The following is a 20223-nucleotide window of genomic DNA, read 5'->3' as shown; positions in this document are numbered from 1 at the left end:
ATGCGCAATCGTTTCGCAACCTATATTCTGCTGCCGCTGGTGTTCGTCGCTGCCGTTTTGGCGATGCTGTCGATCTATATTGTGGATGAGCGGCAAAAGGCGCTGGTCCTGCGGCTGGGCCGTGTGGTGGCCGTGCAGGAAAATCCCGGTCTCTATTTCAAGCTGCCGTTTCTGGATCAGGTCGAGAAATACGACGACCGCATCCTTGGCCTGACCGCCAATCTGGGTGAGGTTACGCCTGCGGATGACCGCCGGATCGTGGTGGACGCCTTTGCTCGCTGGCGGATCACCGATGCGGTGCAGTTCCGCCGGGCGACGACTCCGGGCGGGATCGCGCGGGCGACCACGTTGCTGACGCAGCGGGTCGGCACGGCGACGCGGGCGGTGCTGGGTGAAGTGCCATCGACCGCCGTTCTGTCCGACGACCGCACGCCGCTGATGAACCGCATCCGCGACCGCGCCCGTGCCGAGGCTGCCGATCTTGGGGTCGAGGTGATCGACGTGCGTCTGACCCGCACCGACCTGCCGCAGCAGAACCTTGAGCGCACCTACGAGCGGATGCAGGCCGAGCGGGAACGCGAAGCCGCCGATGAAATCGCCCGTGGTGGCGAGGCCGCGCAGCGTATCCGCGCGACCGCCGACCGGACTGCGGTCGAGCTGACCTCGGAAGCGCGCCGTCAGGCCGAGATCGTGCGCGGTGAGGCCGATGCCCGCCGCAACGCGATCTATGCCGAAGCCTTTGGACGCGACCCCGAGTTCTTTGCCTTTACCCGCTCGATGACCAGCTATGAGCGCGCTTTCCAGGGCGATGGCACGCAGATGGTGATGCGCCCGGATGGTGAGTTCTTCGACTATCTGCAAGCCGATGGCATGGGCAATGCGCCGCGCCCGGCGGTTCCTGCGGCGACCAGCGACGGCAGCGCAGCAGCACCCGGTTCCACCACGCCGCTGCCTGCTGCGGACCCCGCGCCGGGCAGCACCGCGCAACCCTGATTGCAGCCTGAAAAACCATAACGCCCGCCGATATTTTTCGGCGGGCGTTTGCGTTTTCGTAACCTTTTTGTGCCAGACAGGCAGGACAAAGGATTCGAAAGGGCAGTTTTGTGAAATATCAGGGCAGAAACGGGGATCGTTGCGCCACTGCGTCCAGTCACGATCAGTTCATTGCCCGAGAGCGTGGTTTTCTTGCAACGCTGATCTATATTCGGTTCATAGTGAACGCGCTTGCCCGGACCGGGGTTTTCCTTTGGCCTTGGGGCAGATGCCGACGATATATGAAGGACACCCGCATGACGTTTCTTTCCCCCCGCCACTTGCTGACGGTCTCTGGACTGGCGCTGGCGCTGGCCGCTGGTCCGGTTGCCGCGCAACAGGCGCAAATCGCGCCTTCCAACGATAACGCGCCGCTGACTGCGCCGGATACGCCGCAAAAGCGGGCGCAGGTAATGCCCGACAGTTTCGCCGATCTGGTCGAACAGGTCAGCCCGGCGGTGGTGAATATCACCACGACTTCGGTTGTATCCCGTCCGGCGGGTGGCACCTTCCCCGGCCTGCCGCCGAACAGCCCGTTCAACGATCTGTTCCGCGATTTCGGGTTTCCGGGGATGCCGCAGCAGGATGGCCCGCAAGGCCGGGGCGGACCGATGGTGCAGCAACGCTCGAACGCGCTTGGCTCGGGTTTTGTGATTTCGGCGGATGGCTACATCGTCACCAACAACCATGTGATCGACGGCGCCGATGAGATTCAGGCCGAGTTCCGTGATGGCGTCAAACGCCCGGCCAAGGTGATCGGCACCGACCCGAACACGGACATTGCGCTGCTGAAGGTTGATGCCAGCGACCTGCCTTTCGTGCAGTTCGGGGACAGCGATCAGGCCCGCGTGGGTGACTGGGTTCTGGCGCTTGGCAACCCGCTGGGGCAGGGGTTCTCGGCAACCGCCGGGATCGTCTCGGCCCGCAACCGTGAGTTGACCGGGACTTATGACGATTTTATTCAGACCGATGCGTCGATCAACCGGGGTAATTCGGGCGGGCCGCTGTTCGATCTGAATGGCGAGGTGATCGGCGTGAATACGGCGATTCTGTCGCCCAATGGCGGCAGCATCGGGATCGGTTTTTCGATGGCCTCGAATGTGGTCAGCAAGGTTGTCGATCAGTTGCAGCAGTTTGGGGAAACCCGGCGCGGCTGGCTGGGCGTCAAGATTCAGGACCTGACCCCGGATATGGCCGATGCGATGGGGTTGGCGGATGCCTCTGGCGCGATGGTGACGGATGTGCCGGACGGTCCCGCCAAGGATGCCGGGATGCGTGCGGGCGATGTGATCGTCAGCTTTGACGGCAATCCGGTTGCCAACACGCGTGAGCTGGTCCGCCGTGTGGCCGACGCTTCGATCGGGCAGGCCGTGCCGGTGACGGTCATGCGTGAGGGGCAGGCGCAAGACCTGTCAATCAAGCTGGGTCGCCGCGAAGAAGCCGAGGGGACCGCTTCGGATCAGACTGGCGGGCAGCCGGAACAGGGCAGCGATGTGCTTGGCATGATGCTGACGCCGCTGACCCCGGATCAGGCCGAACAGATGAACCTGCCGCGTGATGCCAGCGGGCTTCTGGTGCAGGATGTGGATGCGGCCGGTGTCGCGGCTGAGCGCGGTCTGACCGCTGGGGATGTTGTCACCGAGGTCAACCAGCAGCCGGTGACGGCGGTCAGTGAGCTGCGCGATGTGATCGCGGCGGCACGGGATGCGGGCCGCAAGTCGGTTTTGCTGATGATCCGCCGTGGGGGCGAGCCACGTTTTCTGGCGCTGCCCATCGACGCTGAGTAACCGCCCCTCACAACGACGGCCCGCTGCTTTGGTGGCGGGTCTTTTCATTGCAGCGATGATCGCCTAGATGCGACAGGCGACAGCAAGGATTATCAAGCCATGGCAAAGATTACCTATATCGAACACAACGGCACCCGGCACGAAGTCGAGGTCAAACCCGGCATGACCGTGATGGAAGGGGCGCGTGACAACGGCGTTCCCGGTATCGACGCTGATTGTGGTGGTGCCTGCGCCTGCTCGACCTGCCATGTCTATGTTGCCCCGGAATGGGTTGACCGCCTGCCCGGCAAAGACCCTATGGAAGAGGACATGCTGGACTTTGCCTATCAGCCGGACCCGGTGCGCTCGCGCCTGACCTGCCAGATCAAGGTGACGCCGGCGCTGGATGGGCTGGTTGTGAACTTGCCGGAAAAGCAGATTTAATATGGCCGAATACGTCCTGACCATTGCCTGTCCAACCCGCCGTGGCATCGTTGCGGCGGTGTCGGGCCTGCTGGCCGAGCATGGCTGCAACATTACCGACAGCGCGCAATTTGACGATATGGAAAGCCAGCGGTTTTTCATGCGCGTCAGCTTTACCTCGGAGCAGGGCGCGGATGGCGACCGCTTGCGGGCGGCGATGGCGCCGGTCGGGGACAGCTTTGGCATGGATTGGGCGCTGCATGACGCCGCCAAGCGGATGAAAACCCTGCTGATGGTGTCGAACTTTGGCCATTGTCTGAACGATTTGTTGTATCGTTGGCGGATCGGGGCCTTGGCAACGGATATTGTTGGCGTGGTCAGCAACCATCTGACCTATCAGAAGCTGGTGGTGAACCACGACCTGCCCTTCCACCACATCAAGGTGACGCGCGACAACAAGCCCGAGGCAGAGGCGCAACTGATGCAGGTGGTCAGCGATTCAGGCGCGGAACTGGTGGTTCTGGCACGCTACATGCAAGTGCTGTCAGATGATCTTTGCCAGAAAATGTCAGGGCGGATCATCAATATTCACCACTCTTTCCTGCCGTCTTTCAAAGGGGCGAACCCCTATAAGCAAGCTTATCAGCGCGGGGTCAAGCTGATTGGGGCGACGGCGCATTATGTGACCGCTGATCTGGACGAAGGCCCGATCATCGAACAGGATACCGCCCGCGTGACCCATGCCCAAAGCCCGGCCGATTATGTCAGCCTTGGCCGCGATGTCGAGGCGCAGGTTCTGGCCCGTGCGATCCATGCGCATATCCACCATCGGGTGTTCCTGAACGGCAACCGCACCGTGGTTTTCCCCGCCAGCCCCGGCCAATATGCCAGTGAGCGGATGGGCTGAGCAAACTTCACCGGAAGGGCCGCATTTGCCGGCATGCCCTTGTTTGCAGAACAATTGCGGCAGCAGGGGCGGTCGTATCCCGGTGATGCAGGCGCACGCGTATCGACGCGCCCTTTCAGCAACAGTCAGGGTCGCAGCGAACTTCGGTCGTGTTGCAGGTCGTCAGGGAATACCCTGATGGCACTGCATCCCGGTTTGTGGTTGAACTGCCATGCGCGTGGCAGTCGCTTTGCTAGGGCGGTCAAATCAGTTGCAGGCCGATAGGCTGACCGGGGCAGAGCGCGGGTCAATACCCTTTGCCCGGATTGGATCACGACTTCAGGCGCAGAACAGGGCGATGTCCCTCTGCCCTGAAAGGATCATCATTGCCGCGGCAAGCCTTACCGAACACGCCCGCCACCCGGCACCAAAATCCCGCATCCAGATGATCCGTGCGGCAGGCGACCTCGACCTCATACGGGCAGTTGCCCAAAACATAAACCGCGCCTTCTTCGGCGCGGCCCATCCGTATTGCAAAAGGGAACCGGCATACATTCCTGCGGCTTGCCCCTTTGCCGCCTTCTTCTTCACCCCAATATCCCACGGGGGTCCGGGGGTGTGAAACCCCCGGTTCCACGGTCAGTTCCAGGCCAGAAGATCGGTGATCCGGCGCACGGCGGCGCGGCGGTTCTGACGTTCGGATGCCTCGGTGCGCACCTTCAGGAATTGCTCACCATAGCCCTGCACCACCAGATTTTCCGGTGGCACGGCGAAATATTCGGTCAGCGCCAGCGCCACGGATTCCGCACGGCGATCGGACAGCGCAAGATTATAGCTGGCCGCGCCAACGGCGTCGGTATGACCTTCGATCAGGAACATCTCGCGCGGGTTGGCCTTGATGCTGTCCGCGATCACCTGACCCAGCGCGGCAAGCTGGCGGGCCTGATCGGGCTGGATTGCCGCTGATCCGGTTTCAAAGGTGATGGCACTGATGTCCACCGGGGCGACCAGCGCACGCACCTCGGGGATGTTGCGGATCTGGTTCAGCGTAAAGGTCCGGCTGACGGCGGCCTCGCGGCGGAGGGCGTCGCGCAGGGCGGCCTCATCCGTGGCGCTGACCTGAACGGGCCGGGCGGCGGGGGGCAGGCTGGCCAGATCGACCGGTTGCGCCTGCGTGTCGTCGATCAGCGAGGTCACGCTGCCATCCGTTGCCACCAGCGAGCGGCGCAGCACCCGCAGATCGGCGTCGCGGATTGTCACCACCTGGCTGCCATCGGCGCGGGTGACGATGGTCCGGGTCGAGCCATCCGCGAAGGTTTCGGTTTTCACATCCGAACCCTGTTGACGCAGCAGCATAGTATCATCGCGCACGACCTCCTGACTGCCATCGGGGCGTTGCACAATCACACGGTCGCCGGTGTTCAGCGCCACTTGCCGCTGGTTGTTCAGCATGGTGCCGACCGCCAGCGCCCCCAGCCCGGCCAGCGCGATTTTTTTCAGATCATCGTTGCGGTCGCTGCGTGTGGCGGTGGCTTCGGTGTTCTGCGCCTGTTGCAATGCCTCGGCCAGATTGCTGGTAAAATCCTCGGCAGAGCTGCGAGCCTCGGTGACAGTTTCCTCGGTCACTTCGGCGGTGGCGGGCGCATCCGTCGCAGCCAGTGCGGCGGCGGTTTCATCGGGCGCGGCCTCGGCGGCCTCTTTGGCGGCCTCGGTCAGCACGGCATCGGCCTCGGGGGTCTCGTTGACCTCGGGCGCCGGAGTGGCCTCGGCGGTCTCACGGGCCAGCGCGGTGGCAAGGGCGTCCGAGGCGGTTTCAGGTGCAGCGGTCTCGGCAGGGGCCTCCGTCGGGACCTCAGAGGCGGCGGCTTCCGCAGGTTCCGCCGGGGTTTCGGTGGCAGCCTCGGCCACCGTGGCTGGTTCTGCGGCTGGTTCTGCGGCGGGTTCCGCAGCCGCAGCGGGGGCTTCTGCCGGTTTGGTCTCGGCCTCTGCCGCAACGGGTTCCGCTGCCGGGGCTTCCGCAGCCGGTTCGGGCGCAGCCTCAGCCGCTTGCGGGGCCGCATCTCCCATCTGGTTTACCTGATTTTCCCGCAGCGCCACATAGATGCGGTCGTCGCGGGACAGGTTCACCGTCAGCCCCTTGGGTGTCAGAAAGGCCATCCCATCCGGGCAGGGGCGGGCGCTGTCATCGGCGCAAACCAACTGATCCGGGGTCAGCCCGGCGGCCAGCTCGGCCTCCAGCAACTGCTGAAGATCGGGATAGGCGGTGGCGCGGTTGGCGGCCTGCCGGGCGGCGGTGTCGGGGTCGATCAGGGTTTCAGCGCTGACAAGCTGCGGCAGCATCAGGGTCATGCTGGCGGCAATGGCGGTCGTGGATCGCAGGATCGGGCGCATTTCGGCTCCTTTCGTGGGCGGTGTTCGCAAAACAACCCGCCAGCCTCCCGCCCGTTCCCCAACATCTGCGTGAGGCATATTTCCCACGTCGCCACGGCGTTGTTTCCGCGGCTCTGGCAAAAATGCCCTCCGGGGCGTAAGGCGAAGCCCGAATCGGCGGATGACCCGCCCCAAAGGAACTCAATGAGCCATAATCTGATTACCACCACCGCCGATCTTGCCGCTTTTTGCGAACGCGCCAAGGCGCAGCCCTATGTCACCATTGACACCGAGTTTCTGCGCGAACGCACCTATTATTCCAAGCTGTGCCTGATTCAGATGGCCCTGCCGCCTGCGTCCGGCGCGAAAAAGGATGGGGGCGAGGCGGTGCTGGTCGATCCTCTGGCGGGTGATCTGTCGCTGGAACCGCTCTATGACCTGTTTCGCCATCAGGCCACGGTCAAGGTGTTCCACGCCGCACGGCAGGATCTTGAGATTTTCTTTCACGACGCCGGGGTTTTCCCGCAGCCGTTGTTCGATACGCAGGTGGCGGCGATGGTCTGCGGCTTTGGCGAACAGGTCGGCTATGAAACGCTGGTGCGCAAGATCGTGCGGCAACCGCTGGATAAATCCTCGCGCTTTACCGACTGGTCGCACCGGCCTTTGTCGGATGCGCAACTGACCTATGCGCTGGCCGATGTGACGCATCTGCGGGCGATCTATGAAAACCTGCGCGACCAGTTGCACAAATCAGGACGCGAGGCTTGGCTGGCCGAGGAAATGGCCGTGCTGGAAAGCCCTGAAACCTATATCACCCGTCCCGAGGATGCCTGGCTGCGGGTGCGCACCCGGTCCACCGCGCCGCGTTTTCTGGCCATCGTGCGGGAGCTGGCACAGTTCCGCGAGGATTACGCGCAGCGCCGTGATGTCCCGCGCTCGCGGGTGTTCAAGGATGATGCGCTGGTGGAACTGGCCTCCAGCAAGCCCACGAATGAAACTGAGCTGGGCCGCTCGCGCCTGCTGCTGCGCGAGGCCCGCAAGGGCGAGATTGCAGAGGGTATCCTGCGCGCGGTCAAGGCCGGGCAGGAGGCCACCGATCTGCCCAAAGCCGAGGACAGTGACCCCGGTGCGCCGCGTGACGGGGCGCTGGCCGATCTCTTGCGGGTGCTGCTGAAGGCCAAGGCGGATGCGGCCAATGTCGCGCCCAAACTGATTGCCTCGGCGGCGGAACTGGATGCGATTGCAGCCGGCGGGCGCGATGTCGCTGCACTGTCGGGCTGGCGGGCCGAGGTGTTCGGCAATGATGCCCTGCGGCTGGCCGAAGGCAAGATTGCGCTGTCAGCCAAAGGCGGGCAGGTCCGCGTGGTGGCGCTGGATTGATCGCGGAACCGGGGGCGGCTTGCTGCTTTAAGGCGCATGTTTGCGGATGTTCATGCCGATATACATGCGCCGCTTAAAGGGCTGCCGCTGGATGTTGTTGCGGTGCGGATGTGTGCCGCGCTGTTGTTTGGCGGCCTGATCGGGTGGGAGCGTGAAAGCTCGCACCGGGCTGCGGGGTTGCGCACCCATATGCTGATCGCCCTCGCGGCGGTGCTGTTTACCATTACTGCGCTGGAACTGACCTATCTGGGGGATGAATCCGGCGTGACGCTGATTTCGGACCCGCTGCGTCTGATCGAGGCTGTGACTTCGGGCGTGGCCTTTCTGGCCGCAGGGTCAATCTTCATGTCTGGCGGGTCGGTGTGCGGGGTAACGACCGGCGCTTCCATGTGGCTGGCTGGCGCCATTGGTCTGGCTTGTGGCACCGGGAACCTGCAACTGGCGGCACTGGCCACCGGGCTGGCGCTGGTGGTTCTGTGGCTGATGCGGGTGCTGGTCCGTTCGACCGGGCAAGACGATTTGCCCAAGGATGAACCTGCGCAAAAGGACGGGGATTAAAGATTCTTCCAACGCCGGTGAACCCAGAACCACTGGTCCATGTGACGGCGGATCAGCGCCTCCAGATCGTCGTTCAACGCCTGCATCATCTGTGCCGGATCGTCGCCGGTGACGGGATCGCCGACATGGACGCGAAAGCTCAGCCCATCCGGCTGGCGGATACCCGCAATCGGCACCAGCAGCGCATCATAGCGCAAGGCCAGTTCGGCCGGGGTCAGCACGGTTTTTGACGGAAGGTCGAAAAAGCGTAACTCGGCACCGTTGCGGTCGTATTGGTCAAAGCCAAGCGCCAGAAACCCGCCGCCGCGCAGAAACCGGATCATCGCCGCGAAACCGGCCCGACCGCGCGGGAACAGCGGCTCGGCAATGGCGCTGATCGCGGGGATATAGTGGCGGTTGAAGGCTTCGTTATTCATCGGTCGGTAAAGTGCGCCGACCGGCCAGCCTCGTGCAGCTACGGCGGCACGGAAGGCGTCGTAATTGCCGAAATGCGCACAGGCAAGGATCACCGGGCGGCCTTCCTCGGCGGCGCGTTCCAGCACCGCGACGCCGGGGCCTTCCAGCGGGTCGGCGGCGGCGATGCGGGCGGTGAACTCGGCCCCGGAATAGATCTCGGCCAGCGAACGTCCGGCATTATTCGGCACGGCGCGGGTCAGGGCGGTGATCTCGGCTTCGGACAGCTCGGGCCGGGCCAGCGCCAGATTGTCACGGATGCGCCGCCGCCAGCCTGCCACCGGACCAAGCACATGCGCAAACAACCAGCCCATCGCCGCAATCCGCCGCGGATAGGGCAGCAGTCGCGCCAGCCCGATCACCCCCAGAAAGGCCGCATTGGCCAGACGGTCGGACAATGGCGGGGTTTCCTCGGTCGGGTGGGTCATTCGGACCTCATGCTTTTGGCTTCGCGCGCCCAGACGTAAATCCCGGCCGCAACGATGATGGCAGCTCCGGCCAAAGTCCAGCCGTCGGGGATGGTGCCGAAAAACAACCAGCCCCACAAGCCTGCCCAAATCAGCCCGGTATAACCAAAGGGTGCGACGGCCCCCGCCTCGGCCATGGAAAACGCCTTTATCAGCAGGGCCTGCGCAACGGAGCCAAGCAGGCCGATGGCGATAAAGGCCCACCAGTCGCCCGCTGCAATGGGCGTCCAGAAGAACGGCACCGCAATGCTGGACAGAACCGTGCCAACCGAGGTGGACCACAGGATCGAGGTCGCCGTCGAATCGCCCCGCACCATCCGGGTCATAATGGCCCCGGCGGCATAGGAAAACGCCCCGATCAGCGGCAGGATGGCGGCCGGATGAAACACCCCCGCGCCGGGACGAATGATAATCAGCGCCCCGGCCAGCGCGACCAGAATCCCGATGATCCGGCGCAGGCCGATTTTTTCGCCCAGAAAAACCGCCGCGCCCAGAGTGATCAGCACCGGGTTGATGTCCATGATCGCGGTCGCCTCGGCCAGCCCGATGAAGGTCAGCGAGGAAAAGAACAGCCCGACCGAACCAATCTGCGTGATCCCGCGCCCGATTTGCAGCAAGGGCTGACTGCTGCGGATGTGGTGGCGCAGACGTGGACCCAGCACCAGCAGGATCAGCGCCGCGTTCACCACGAAACGCATCCAGACGATCATTGGCGCGGGATAGCGGGCCGACAGGTGCTTGGCCGTCGCATCCATCAGGGTGAACACAAAAATCGCCAGCAACAGCAGCATGATCCCGGTGGCCTGCGAATCACGGACCCGGCGGCTGCCATCTTTTTCGCGGCCCATCAGGGCAAAGGCGCGGGGCAGGGCGCGCATTACCGCGACCTGCGCTTGTGGTGGGGGCAGGACGCTCCGCGGGGGATATTTTCAGACAAAAGATGCCGCAGACGTTGCGCGCCGCCTATCTTTTGTCCCCAAATATCCCCGCCGGAGGCGTCCCCGGCAGCCATCAGAGCAGCGCCTTGGCCTTTTCGACCACGGCTTCCGCCGTGATGCCGAACTCGGCATAGAGCCGCTCTGCCGGGGCAGAGGCGCCAAAGCCTGACATGCCCACGAAATCCGAGGTCTTTGCGCTGCCGCGTTCACCCAGCAGCAGCCAGTCCCAGGGCATACGGATTGCGGCCTCGATGGCGATGCGGACCGGGCCTTTGGGCAGGACTTTCTTGCGGTAATCCTTGGGCTGGTCGCGGAACAGTTCCATCGACGGGACCGAAACCACGCGGGTCGGGATGCCTTCGGCTTCCAGCGCATCGCGGGCGGCCACGGCGATTTCGACTTCGGAGCCGGTGGCCATCAGGATCACCTCGGCCTTGTCCGAGGCTTCGCGCAGGATATAGGCACCTTTTGCCGACAGGTTCTCGGCGCTGTTTTCAATACGCAGCGCCGGCAGGTTCTGCCGCGACAGCGCCATGACCGAAGGGGTCGAGGCTTGCGACAGCGCGATTTCCCATGCTTCGGCGGTTTCCACGACATCGGCGGGGCGCAGCACCAGCGTGTTCGGGGTGGCGCGGCTGATTGCCAGATGCTCGACCGGCTGGTGCGTCGGGCCGTCTTCGCCAAGGCCGATGCTATCATGGGTCATCACATAGACCACCGGCAGCCCCATCAGCGCCGACAGACGCATCGAACCGCGGGCGTAATCGGTAAAGGCCATGAAGGTGCCGCCATAGGGGCGGAAGCCGCCATGCAGCCAGATGCCGTTCATCGCGGCGGCCATGCCATGTTCACGAATACCGTAATGGACATAGCGGCCCTTGCGGTTTTCGGCGTCGAAAATCCCCAGATCGCCGGTTTTGGTGTTGTTGGAACCCGTCAGGTCGGCCGAGCCGCCAAAGGTTTCGGGCAGGGCGGGGTTGACCACCTCCAGCACCATTTCGCTGGCTTTGCGGGTGGCGACCTTGGGCTTGACTTCGACGGCCTGCTCCTTGAACGCCGCGATCACCGGGGCCAGCTTGTCGGACACATCGCCCGAGATGCGGCGGGCGAATTCGTCGCGTTTGGTGTGGGCGTCCACGCGGGCCTGCCAATCGGCGCGGGCGCTGGCGCCACGGCTGCCGATCTGCTCCCATGCGGTTTTGATCTCCGCCGGGATCACGAAGGCCGGGTGGGTCCAGCCATAGGCGGCGCGGGTGGCCTCGATCTCTGCCGCGCCAAGCGGGCTGCCATGCGCGCCCGAGCTGTCGGCCTTATTGGGCGAGCCAAAGCCGATGATGGTCTTGCAGGCGACCAGAACCGGGCGGCCGTCATCCTTGGCGGCTGCGGTCAGGGCGCGGTCGATGTCGGCGGCGTCGTGGCCGTCGCAGGACAGCACCCGCCAGCCGGATGCCTCGAACCGGGCCTTCTGGTCGGTCTTGTCCGACAGCGACACGCGGCCGTCGATGGTGATGTCATTGTCATCCCACAAGACGATCAGCCGGCCCAGTTTTTGCGCCCCGGCAAGGGCGATGGCTTCCTGGCTGATGCCTTCCATCAGGCAGCCGTCGCCTGCAATCACCCAAGTGCGGTGGTCGCACAGGTCGGTGCCGAATTGCGCCCGCATGGCTTCTTCGGCCATGGCCATGCCCACGGCGGTGGCGATACCCTGACCCAGCGGGCCGGTGGTGGTCTCGATCCCTTCGGCATGGCCATATTCCGGGTGGCCCGCAGTTTTCGCGCCCCATTGGCGGAAGTTGCGGATGTCGTCCAGCGACATATCATCATAACCCGACAGGTGCAGCAGCGCATAGATCAGCATTGAGCCATGCCCCGCCGACAGCACGAAACGGTCGCGGTCGAACCAGTTAGGGCTGGACGCATCAAACTTCAGGTGATTGCGGAACAGCACCGTCGCCACATCGGCCATGCCCATCGGCATACCGGGGTGGCCGGAATTGGCGGCCTGCACCGCATCCATCGCCAGCACGCGGATCGCGGTGGCCAGATTCCAATGTTCAGGGTTGGCCTTGCGGCGGGCGGCGATATCCATGGCGTTCCTCGTCGGCTGGATTGAACCTTCTTGCCTTGGGGTGATAGGCAGCGACAGGCGCGGTTGCAAGCCGCCGATCAGCGGAAAGGGCATGTCGTGACGCCGGATCAACCCATCTTCCTTGGTTTTCGCAAGGACCGCATCGGGGCGCGGCTGGTGAATCTGCTGAATGTGCAGCGCCTGTCGCAAAAGTTCGGCGTGACCGGGCGGATGGTCTGGCTGTCGCAGCCGGACGGGCCTTATCCCGAATTGACCGACCCGGAGCGGTTTTTCGCGCCGCGCTTTGTGCGTCAGCATATGATCGTGATGGATCAGCACCCGGATATGGCGGGACGCAAGCTGTTTCCGGCGCTGGCGGGATCGACCGGAGATGAAGCCGTGGCCCGGATGCTGGATCAGGGGCAGCGGTTCAGCGTCGATACCAATTTGGAAATCTGCCGCATGATGGGCGAAGATCGGGCCGAGGTTGATGACCAGATCGCGGCGCTTGTCGCGGGGCTGGAACTCGCCCCCGGAATCCGCAAGCCGCTGGAACAGGCACGGGCGCAACTGGCGGCGAAATGGGGGCCGGGGCGGCCTTTTGCGATTCATGTGCGGCGCGGCGATATTCTGGATGGCGACCCATGGTCACGCACTTCATGGCCAGCGAAATACGTCCCGGACGAGTTTTTCCGCGCCTTCGTGGCCGAGGTCGACGGGCCGGTGATTGCCTTTTCTGACACGCCCGAGGCGGTCTTGCATATGGCGCAGGGCGACCCCCGGATTTTGCCGGTGGGGGATCTGGTGGATTTCTCGCGTCTTGATACGGCCGAACGCGACCTGATCGAGCTGCTATTGATGGCGGGTTGTCGGCTGATTGGTGCGCCCAGCCTGTCGGCCTTTTCCCGCGCAGCCGAGGTGATTGGCGGCGCCGATGTCGCGCCGCTGCCGGGGGGGCTGCCCGAGGCGGTGCGGACTGCGGCCTATGATGCGCTGCTGGAGCGGGTGATTTCTGCGCCGGACAGCTTTTACCGTCCTGACAGCGGGGTGCAGGGAGATCTGGCGCAATCGGTGCAATTTGCTGCGCCTCAGGCCGTGACGCGGGGCCGGGTGTCGGAACTGCTGGCGGTATTTCAGGGGGAACGCGCGGATATGCTGAACCGTCACCCGTTCCTGAACCGTGCGCTGGCGACGGCGGCGGTCGGGGGTGGGCTGACCGAGGTTGCCCGCGAACTGGCCCACGCCGGGATTGCGGCCCATGGTATCCGCCATCGTGACCGGGTGGAATGTGAGCAAGTGATGACCTTGCTGACCTATGACCCCGGCGGGGCGGATGCCTCAGCCGCAGAGGCGGATTTTCTGAACCAGCTTTTCCAGGGGCGGTCACAGGACAGCCCGATTTTGCCGCATATGGGACGCAGGCTGATGCTGTCGGGGGGCATGGCCGCGCGGGCCTTGATGTTGCCGCCCGCGCTGGTGCTGGATCAGTCCTATACCCCGCCTCAGGTCGAGGGCGGTGCGCCTTTGCCGCCGGTGCTGCCGGTCTGGATGCTGCTGACCGATTGGGAGGAGCTGCTGGACAGCGACAGCCGCCGCTATGCGCTGCGCAACTGGCCGGATCTGTGGAACAAGATCCGTAATCTGGGGCAGGATGCGCGGGATCTGGTGCAACAGAGCGTTGATAAGGCCGATATTCCGGTGATCGGGGATGATCTGGCGATACGGGCCGGGTTTCTGGGGGCAATCCTGCGGTTACATGGGCGGTTGATGCGGGCCTTTGCGGTGCTGCATCAGATCGACGATCAACGGCCCAATGATGCGCTGACCCATAAGCGGTTGGCCGATGCCTGCTTTCGGGCTGGGAATGTCCGCGCCGGCACCCGCTGGCTGGACAGCGCCCGTGAACTGGCCCCCGACAATCCGCTGTTGCACCTGTCGGCTGCCGCGCGGGCGGTCGAGTTCGACCAGCCGGTGCGGCTGAAATGGGCGCTGCGCAAGGCCGAAACCCTGTTGCCCGATGCCCCACTGATGGCCCGCAAGCGTCATCAGTGGGGCTTGCCGCCTGATATGTGAAAGGGCTGGCCGGTTGCGGGCGGCCCTTACATATCCGCCGGGACCGGCAGCTTGCCCGCCCGCATCGCGGCAATCACGCCGCCGTCGATCAGCAGGTCGGACCCGGTAATGAAGCCCGCATCCGGTCCCAGCAGAAAAGCCGCCGCCGTGGCGATTTCTTCGGGCGGGGCCATGCGCCCAGAGGGCGAGGCTGCGACCATCGCGCGATAGCCGTCACCGATCTCTGAGTTCAGTTCATGCTGCGCAAGCGGCGTCATAATCACGCCGGGGCTGATCGAATTGACCCGCGCCCCCTTTTCGCCCCAGCGGACGGCTTCGGCCTGAACGCGCAGGTGGTTTGCCCGTTTGGCGACCATATAGCCCACCAGCGAGTTCGGCACATCGCGCACCACCGCCAGATCCAGCAGTTCCTCGGTCGGGGCAAAGGCCAGCGCGTGATCCTGTTCCGGGGTCAGCGGCGGCATCATATGCCCCGCCATGCTGGACACCAGCAGCGCCGCGCCCCCCGGCGCGATCACCTGATAAAACGCGTCGAACACCACCGCGGAGCCATAAAGATCGACCTTCATCACCTGCGCGGGCGGGGCCATGTTGGGCGACAGCCCGGCCGTGTTGACCACCTGCGCCACCCGGCCCAGAACTGCTGCCCGATCCGCCAGCGCCCGGACGGACGCGGGGTCGGTGACATCGACCAGTTGCGTTTCGACCCGATAGCTGGCGTCACGCATCCCTTGTGCCGCGCGGTTCAGCGTGGCCTCGTTGAAATCCGCCAGCAGCACGATCCGGCCCGCGCCCTGCCGCCGCGCGATGGCCTCGCCAATGCCGCCCGCGCCGATGATGGTGATAACGTCCTGCATCCTGTTTCTCCGATTTGGGGCCATATGGCCGCCGGGATATGCGGGAAAGGTAATGCAGACAGGCTCTGATGATTAGACGATAATTGGCGATATGGTCTATCTTTTCCAGTTATGAATTGACGACCTATTTCCTGAGCGGTCGCCCGGATCGTGCGATCAGCCATGCTGCGCCAAGCAGGTCAGGGATGCCGACCAGCCCCCGCGCAAGATTGGAATATTTCGAGCGACCGCTTGCCCGTTGCCGATGGCTGACGGACACCGTGACCACCTGCCAGCCTTCACCTGTCGGATGCGGTTATTGACCATCTGGCCAGCATCCGCGTGGATTATGGGCATGTGCCAGGTGAAGACGAGGACGCCCCCGGCGTCCCGTCCGGCCCGCCGCAACGCAGCCCGGCTTTCGCGGATGACGGCTCAAAAAAAAACACCAGCCCCATTGCTGCTTTGCAGATGATGATGGCCCCGTCGCCCGGATCACGGATGCCCTGATCGCACGGACGGAGCCGTATTTTGCCCGGCGTCTGAAGGAAATCCGCCGCGCCATTGATGCGCCCGACCTTGAGACCGCACAGCGCAACCTGTTGGAACTGGCCGCGAAATGGACCCCGGATGCGCTGGCCCGTCAGATCGGGCTGGCGCTGGAGCTGGCCACGCTGGAAGGGCGCGAGGCTGTCTTTGCCGAAATCGAGGGTCGCGCCAGCTTTGCCGCCGACCCATTCGGCTTTATATTTGAAGAGCAGATCGCCTTTCTGAAGCAAAAGCGGCCCACGAAAAGCAAGGTCTGGACAGACCATATGTATGGCGATCATGATCGGGCCTTCGTGATTGCGGGTGCCAAAAATCTGGACATGCTGCAAGAGTTCCAGAACGCCTTGGCCAAGACGGTGCCGGGGCAGGATATCGGGGCATTCACCAAGGAGTTCGACCGGCTGGTCGAGGAATATGGCTGGTCCTATAACGGGGGTCGCGGTTGGCGCATCCGCACGATTTTTCAGACCAATGTGCGCACCAGCTATATGGCCGGGCGGCTGAAGCAGATGCGTCAGCCCGAGGTCGTGGCGCTGCGGCCCTATTGGCAATATGTCCATGGTGAAACCCGAACGCCTCTGAACCCGCGTCCCCAGCATGTGGCATGGGATGGTCTGGTGCTGATGCATGACGACCCGTGGTGGGACATCTATTTCCCGCCCAACGACTGGCGCTGTTCCTGCGGGGTGCGGACCCTGACCGAACGGGATCTGTTGCGGCTGGGCAAGACCGGCCCGGACAAGGCCCCGGAGATCAAGATGGTGCCGACCTCGACCGGGCGCGGCAAGCCCGAGATCATGTATCCCGATGGCGTCGGCTATGGCTGGGGCTATCAGCCGGGTGACCAATGGGCGCGGGGGCTGACGCCCGAGCTTCTGGAAGAAGAAGCCGTTGAGCCAATCGCGCCGGTTGGTGGCGGCGCAATGCCGCAAATCGTGCAGATCGACCGTCCCCGCCCGGTGGAGGAGCTTATTCGCCGGGGCCGCCCATTCACGACCGAGGTGCTGCCCGGTGGCCGTGAGCCGGAATATTATGCCGATGCGTTCATGAAAATGTTCGACGGTCGGGCCGGGCAGGCCGTCTTGTGGCAGGATAAGGCTGGAAATTATATGCCCATGTCAGACGACATGCTGCGCGACCGGGCCGGACGATGGAAGCTGAAGCGCGGGCGTGAACGGCATGTGCTGCAAATGGCAGAAACCATGCTGGACCCGGACGAAATCTGGCTGGGGGTCAGGGCACGGCATGGCGCTTTGCACGACAGTTTCCAGCATTTTATCACCAGACGGTATATCCGGGCCGGGAAGGTGTTCATGCCAGATGCGGAACTGATGCGGGATACGGGGTTCATGGGCATGCATGAACTTGGGCGGCGGCACTGGACGCCGGTTACAACGTTTCAGCCAACAATTCGGGGCGATGATAGCAGTATGGATTTTGACTATCTGGCGGAATTGCGTGTCGGAAAACTGCTCTGGTCACGCTGAAATGCAAAGGACGGTCGGGGTGATCCGACCGCCCGCACCTGCGCCTGTGGGGTCCAGTCACCGGAACGACGCAAGCACAGTCAATATAGGCCAAGGATAGGGAATATGCAATGACCACCAAGGTTCCCGGCGTGTCCTTCACGCTGACCCTGAATTCGGAAGCGGTTGATGCCAAGCTGCGGGCGATGCTGTCGCGTGTTTCCGCGCCGAAAGACGGGTTTTACGACAACGTCGGTCATCACATGCGCCAATCAACACTGGACAATTTCGACAAGGAATCGGCCCCGGACGGCACCAAATGGGTGGCGCTGTCCAAAAAGCGCATCCGCCAGCGTGAGCGCCAGAAGCTGCTGCCCATGACCATCCTGAACACGAACCGGGGCATCGGCCTGAAATCCTCGGTCGCCTATCAGGCCGGGCCGGATCAGGTGATGTGGGGCGCGACGGCCCGGCATAACGGCAAAAGCTATGCCCGCGTTCATCAGATGGGCGCGGAAATCAACATTCCCGAATACACGCGGACGATTTATCGCCACTTCAACCCCAAGTCGCAAAAGACCAACGGGCGCTTTGTCAAAAAGAAGAACAAGCACAAGCGGGCCGAGGAAGTCACATATGCCGCCCGCAGCATCACGATCCCGGCCCGGCCCTATCTGGGCATCGGCCCGGCAGATGAGGCGGAAATCTATGAAATCGCCAAGGACTGGCTGTCAAAGCATGACACCCCGAAAATCGGCCCGTAGGGCGGCGTTAGGGTGGTTTGGCGGCATGGGGTGCCGGAGGGCGCGAACCCACCGTTAACCCACCGTTAAAAACGCGCTACGGGCCTGTTAGGCGCGGGGGTGCGTGGGGGCTTGCCTGATGGTGCGCAATCAGGCCATGGTCAGAGCATAGCGCAAAAGAGGCCGCTATAGGAAGTCGCCGCCCGTCAGCGGGTGCGAATCATCAGGCATTGATGGGTCCAGAACGCAACTGGACCTGATGATGACCAAGAACCAGAACAGCAAAAAAGCCCGGATTGAGGTTTTCCGCCCCGGCACCTTTACCCCGATGGGCGGGAAACCCCTGACGTTTTCGGCGGCAGAGCTTCGCGCCGCCGCTGATGCCTATGATCCCGCCATCGCGCCCGCCCCGATTGTGGTGGGCCATCCTTCAGCGGATACCCCGGCCTTTGGCTGGGCGGAAAAGTTCGATTATGATGCCGGGTCCGAACGGATGGGCGCGACCGTGGGGGATATTGCCCCCGAGTTTGCCGAGGCTGTTCAGTCCGGGCGCTATCGCAAGGTGTCGATGGCGTGGCACAGCCCGACCGCACCGAACAACCCGGTGCCGGGCGTCTGGTATCCCAAGCATATCGGCTTTCTTGGCGGTGCAGCCCCGGCTGTCCCCGGCCTGAAGAACGTCAGCTTCGCCGCCGATCAGGAAGGCGTGGTCGAGTTTTCCATGCCGCTGGCCGGGAGCCATGACCTGCAAACGCTGATCGCGAGCTTTGCCGATCTGCTGCTGGGCCGCGGCCAAGAGGCCAGCGCCCCGAAAATCGAATGGCTGGATGATGGTGACGGGTTGGGTCCGCATCAAAGCCTCGGGCGTCATCGCCAAGGGTGATGCCGTCATGACCGCCGCCACCGGCGGCGTGAAAAAAGCCCTGACCACCTCGAAAAACATCTGCGGCACCGCCCTGATTGCCGCCGCTGACGGCGAATTCGTCGACATCCTGATCCGCTGAAGGGACCAATCATGACTGTTATGAACACCCAGACGGCAGGGGTTGTTGACCCGATCTTGTCCAAACACGCCCGAGGCTATCGCAATGCCGAAATGATCGGCCAGGCGGTATTCCGTGTTGAGGGCGCAGAGGTTGCGCTTTCGCCCGAAAACTTCGACCGGGCGCGGGATATGGTTGGGCAAATCCGTGCGCAGGAAAAGCTGGACCGCCAAAGCGCGGTGCAAGCGCGCCGCGCACCCGATGCCCCCGAAAGCTATACCCCAGAGCGGGGCGGCCTTGCCGAAAAAGCCATGCAAGGAGTGCAAGAAGCGCCGCGCACCGATACCCAGCGCAGCCAGATCACGCCCGAACAGGCTCTTGAGCGGATCGCATATGTCGAGCAGCAGGCGAAGGTAAGCGGCTGGAACCGCCGCCTGACAGAAATGCGTGAACAGATGCGCGAGATTGCCGCGCCGCTAATTGAGGCTGACAGCCGGGAGGTCGAAGATGCAGGTTCAGGCATTGCAGAGCAATCCACGCCACAAACTGCCGGAAAACCCGCCCTTCGGATGGATGATGCACGGCGAGATGGCGGCGCATCAGTTGAGGCAGGCGGGGATCCTGACGCGCGAGCAGACGGGCGCGGCGCTGAAATGGCTTCGCAGCCCGCAGAACCTGCAACCGGACTCGACACTACACCCGGTTCTGGCGGCAATCTGGCTGTGGCAACTGATGCCGGGCAGCCTGATCGAGCAGTAACCATTGAACCGATCCGCCAGAAGGCAGCGGTCATTCGCGGGCTGGATCAGGACGCCGTGCCAGAAGTGCCGGGCGTTTCGATCAAATGGGATGCGCGCGAGGGCGGCTTTATCTTTGCGCGCAAGCATACCGCTAAGGTGCAGGCTGCGCTTGGCGCCCAAGGCCAAGATGCGGCGAACGTAGCCCAACCGAATACTGTTCCAGCCATTGCCCCTGCCGAACAGCTCGGCAAAGAGTATCGCGCGCATCGCAGCCAGAACCGCCCTGATGCACCGCCTGCGCGCCCCCCGCAACCGGGCAGCCCGGATTATACCCGCGATCAGGCGATCTCGGACCTGCACGCGCTGGAAGCACAGCGGGACGGCGGCATGTTCGCGGACCTATCTCGGAGATGGCCGTTATCTCTCCGACACATCGAGCTGACCTGCCCCCCGAAAGATCCCTCACTTTAATGTAGAGTCTGCTCAACCGCG

17 protein-coding genes are annotated in these 20223 nt (G+C 63.6%); 12 read left to right on the top strand and 5 right to left on the bottom strand.

Annotation, left to right across the window (positions count from 1 at the left end):
- From Q4G24_RS12720 to purU, 4 genes are all read left to right on the top strand, one after another.
- The gene (locus Q4G24_RS12720; RefSeq protein ID WP_303366915.1) at window positions 1–993 is read left to right on the top strand and encodes an SPFH domain-containing protein; all 993 of its coding nucleotides are present in this window, start codon (window positions 1–3) and stop codon (window positions 991–993) included.
- 452 nt (window positions 994–1445) lie between these two features.
- Window positions 1446–2819 carry a DegQ family serine endoprotease gene (locus tag Q4G24_RS12715; RefSeq protein WP_303366959.1) on the top strand — a complete coding sequence of 458 codons (1374 nt, stop codon included), beginning with the start codon at window positions 1446–1448 and terminating at the stop codon, window positions 2817–2819.
- A gap of 99 nt (window positions 2820–2918) precedes the next feature.
- On the top strand, window positions 2919–3242 hold the full coding sequence (locus Q4G24_RS12710) for a 2Fe-2S iron-sulfur cluster-binding protein (protein ID WP_303366914.1): 324 nt from the start codon (window positions 2919–2921) through the stop codon (window positions 3240–3242).
- A 1-nt stretch (window position 3243) separates the two neighbouring features.
- Window positions 3244–4128, top strand: a complete 885-nt coding sequence (gene purU, locus Q4G24_RS12705) for a formyltetrahydrofolate deformylase (protein WP_303366913.1) — start codon at window positions 3244–3246, stop codon at window positions 4126–4128.
- 618 nt (window positions 4129–4746) lie between these two features.
- On the opposite strand, the gene Q4G24_RS12700 is transcribed toward purU, so the two are convergent.
- A complete protein-coding gene (locus Q4G24_RS12700; RefSeq protein ID WP_303366912.1) occupies window positions 4747–6498 on the bottom strand; it encodes an OmpA family protein in 1752 nt (583 codons plus the stop codon).
- 183 nt (window positions 6499–6681) lie between these two features.
- Between Q4G24_RS12700 and rnd the strand changes: the two genes are divergently transcribed.
- Together rnd and Q4G24_RS12690 are read left to right on the top strand one after the other, a co-directional pair.
- Window positions 6682–7857 carry a ribonuclease D gene (gene rnd, locus Q4G24_RS12695; protein WP_303366911.1) on the top strand — a complete coding sequence of 392 codons (1176 nt, stop codon included), beginning with the start codon at window positions 6682–6684 and terminating at the stop codon, window positions 7855–7857.
- 36 nt (window positions 7858–7893) lie between these two features.
- On the top strand, window positions 7894–8415 hold the full coding sequence (locus tag Q4G24_RS12690; protein ID WP_303366910.1) for an MgtC/SapB family protein: 522 nt from the start codon (window positions 7894–7896) through the stop codon (window positions 8413–8415).
- Here Q4G24_RS12690 and Q4G24_RS12685 read toward each other — a convergent pair.
- From Q4G24_RS12685 to tkt, 3 genes are all read right to left on the bottom strand, one after another.
- Window positions 8412–9296 carry a lysophospholipid acyltransferase family protein gene (locus Q4G24_RS12685; protein WP_303366909.1) on the bottom strand — a complete coding sequence of 295 codons (885 nt, stop codon included), beginning with the start codon at window positions 9294–9296 and terminating at the stop codon, window positions 8412–8414. The two genes, Q4G24_RS12690 and Q4G24_RS12685, sit on opposite strands and share 4 nt — an antisense overlap.
- On the bottom strand, window positions 9293–10213 hold the full coding sequence (locus tag Q4G24_RS12680; protein ID WP_303366908.1) for a DMT family transporter: 921 nt from the start codon (window positions 10211–10213) through the stop codon (window positions 9293–9295). The genes Q4G24_RS12685 and Q4G24_RS12680 overlap by 4 nt, the downstream gene beginning before the upstream one ends.
- 133 nt (window positions 10214–10346) lie before the next feature.
- Window positions 10347–12362: a transketolase gene (gene tkt / locus Q4G24_RS12675; RefSeq protein ID WP_303366907.1), complete on the bottom strand. Its 2016-nt coding sequence runs from the start codon at window positions 12360–12362 to the stop codon at window positions 10347–10349.
- A 96-nt stretch (window positions 12363–12458) separates the two neighbouring features.
- Here tkt and Q4G24_RS12670 point away from each other — a divergent pair, with 96 nt between their 5' ends.
- Window positions 12459–14414, top strand: a complete 1956-nt coding sequence (locus Q4G24_RS12670) for a hypothetical protein (protein ID WP_303366906.1) — start codon at window positions 12459–12461, stop codon at window positions 14412–14414.
- Window positions 14415–14440: 26 nt separating this feature from the next.
- Here the strand turns inward: Q4G24_RS12670 and Q4G24_RS12665 are convergent, their stop codons facing one another.
- Window positions 14441–15271 carry an SDR family oxidoreductase gene (locus Q4G24_RS12665; protein ID WP_303366905.1) on the bottom strand — a complete coding sequence of 277 codons (831 nt, stop codon included), beginning with the start codon at window positions 15269–15271 and terminating at the stop codon, window positions 14441–14443.
- 581 nt (window positions 15272–15852) lie between these two features.
- Between Q4G24_RS12665 and Q4G24_RS12660 the strand changes: the two genes are divergently transcribed.
- The 5 genes from Q4G24_RS12660 to Q4G24_RS12640 all read left to right on the top strand — a co-directional run bounded on the left by Q4G24_RS12660 (window position 15853) and on the right by Q4G24_RS12640 (window position 20202).
- The gene (locus Q4G24_RS12660) at window positions 15853–17286 is read left to right on the top strand and encodes a PBECR2 nuclease fold domain-containing protein (RefSeq protein WP_303366904.1); all 1434 of its coding nucleotides are present in this window, start codon (window positions 15853–15855) and stop codon (window positions 17284–17286) included.
- Window positions 17287–17396: 110 nt separating this feature from the next.
- On the top strand, window positions 17397–18029 hold the full coding sequence (locus Q4G24_RS12655) for a phage virion morphogenesis protein (protein WP_303366903.1): 633 nt from the start codon (window positions 17397–17399) through the stop codon (window positions 18027–18029).
- Between the two features lie 241 nt (window positions 18030–18270).
- Window positions 18271–18891: a hypothetical protein gene (locus Q4G24_RS12650; RefSeq protein WP_303366902.1), complete on the top strand. Its 621-nt coding sequence runs from the start codon at window positions 18271–18273 to the stop codon at window positions 18889–18891.
- A complete protein-coding gene (locus tag Q4G24_RS12645; RefSeq protein WP_303366901.1) occupies window positions 18839–19012 on the top strand; it encodes a hypothetical protein in 174 nt (57 codons plus the stop codon). The genes Q4G24_RS12650 and Q4G24_RS12645 overlap by 53 nt, the downstream gene beginning before the upstream one ends.
- A gap of 11 nt (window positions 19013–19023) precedes the next feature.
- Window positions 19024–20202 (top strand): hypothetical protein, encoded by a 1179-nt coding sequence (locus Q4G24_RS12640; protein WP_303366900.1) that lies wholly within the window; start codon window positions 19024–19026, stop codon window positions 20200–20202.
- The last annotated feature ends 21 nt before the right edge of the window (window positions 20203–20223 follow it).

This window comes from Paracoccus sp. (in: a-proteobacteria) (genome assembly GCF_030538695.1).
Taxonomy (GTDB): Bacteria; Pseudomonadota; Alphaproteobacteria; order Rhodobacterales; family Rhodobacteraceae; genus Paracoccus.
The sequence above is the reverse complement of the archived record's forward strand: the minus strand, read 5'-3'. Positions and strand labels throughout refer to the sequence as shown.

What these genes read in the sequence shown, in the direction of transcription:
- Q4G24_RS12720 (WP_303366915.1), top strand. Translation starts at nt 1, where the DNA reads ATGCGCAATCGTTTCGCAACCTATATTCTGCTGCCGCTGGTGTTCGTC.
- Q4G24_RS12715 (WP_303366959.1), top strand. Translation starts at nt 1,446, where the DNA reads ATGCCCGACAGTTTCGCCGATCTGGTCGAACAGGTCAGCCCGGCGGTG.
- Q4G24_RS12710 (WP_303366914.1), top strand. Translation starts at nt 2,919, where the DNA reads ATGGCAAAGATTACCTATATCGAACACAACGGCACCCGGCACGAAGTC.
- purU (WP_303366913.1), top strand. Translation starts at nt 3,244, where the DNA reads ATGGCCGAATACGTCCTGACCATTGCCTGTCCAACCCGCCGTGGCATC.
- Q4G24_RS12700 (WP_303366912.1), bottom strand. Translation starts at nt 6,498, where the DNA reads ATGCGCCCGATCCTGCGATCCACGACCGCCATTGCCGCCAGCATGACC.
- rnd (WP_303366911.1), top strand. Translation starts at nt 6,682, where the DNA reads ATGAGCCATAATCTGATTACCACCACCGCCGATCTTGCCGCTTTTTGC.
- Q4G24_RS12690 (WP_303366910.1), top strand. Translation starts at nt 7,894, where the DNA reads ATGTTTGCGGATGTTCATGCCGATATACATGCGCCGCTTAAAGGGCTG.
- Q4G24_RS12685 (WP_303366909.1), bottom strand. Translation starts at nt 9,296, where the DNA reads ATGACCCACCCGACCGAGGAAACCCCGCCATTGTCCGACCGTCTGGCC.
- Q4G24_RS12680 (WP_303366908.1), bottom strand. Translation starts at nt 10,213, where the DNA reads ATGCGCGCCCTGCCCCGCGCCTTTGCCCTGATGGGCCGCGAAAAAGAT.
- tkt (WP_303366907.1), bottom strand. Translation starts at nt 12,362, where the DNA reads ATGGATATCGCCGCCCGCCGCAAGGCCAACCCTGAACATTGGAATCTG.
- Q4G24_RS12665 (WP_303366905.1), bottom strand. Translation starts at nt 15,271, where the DNA reads ATGCAGGACGTTATCACCATCATCGGCGCGGGCGGCATTGGCGAGGCC.
- Q4G24_RS12655 (WP_303366903.1), top strand. Translation starts at nt 17,397, where the DNA reads ATGACCACCAAGGTTCCCGGCGTGTCCTTCACGCTGACCCTGAATTCG.
- Q4G24_RS12650 (WP_303366902.1), top strand. Translation starts at nt 18,271, where the DNA reads ATGACCAAGAACCAGAACAGCAAAAAAGCCCGGATTGAGGTTTTCCGC.
- Q4G24_RS12645 (WP_303366901.1), top strand. Translation starts at nt 18,839, where the DNA reads ATGGTGACGGGTTGGGTCCGCATCAAAGCCTCGGGCGTCATCGCCAAG.
- Q4G24_RS12640 (WP_303366900.1), top strand. Translation starts at nt 19,024, where the DNA reads ATGACTGTTATGAACACCCAGACGGCAGGGGTTGTTGACCCGATCTTG.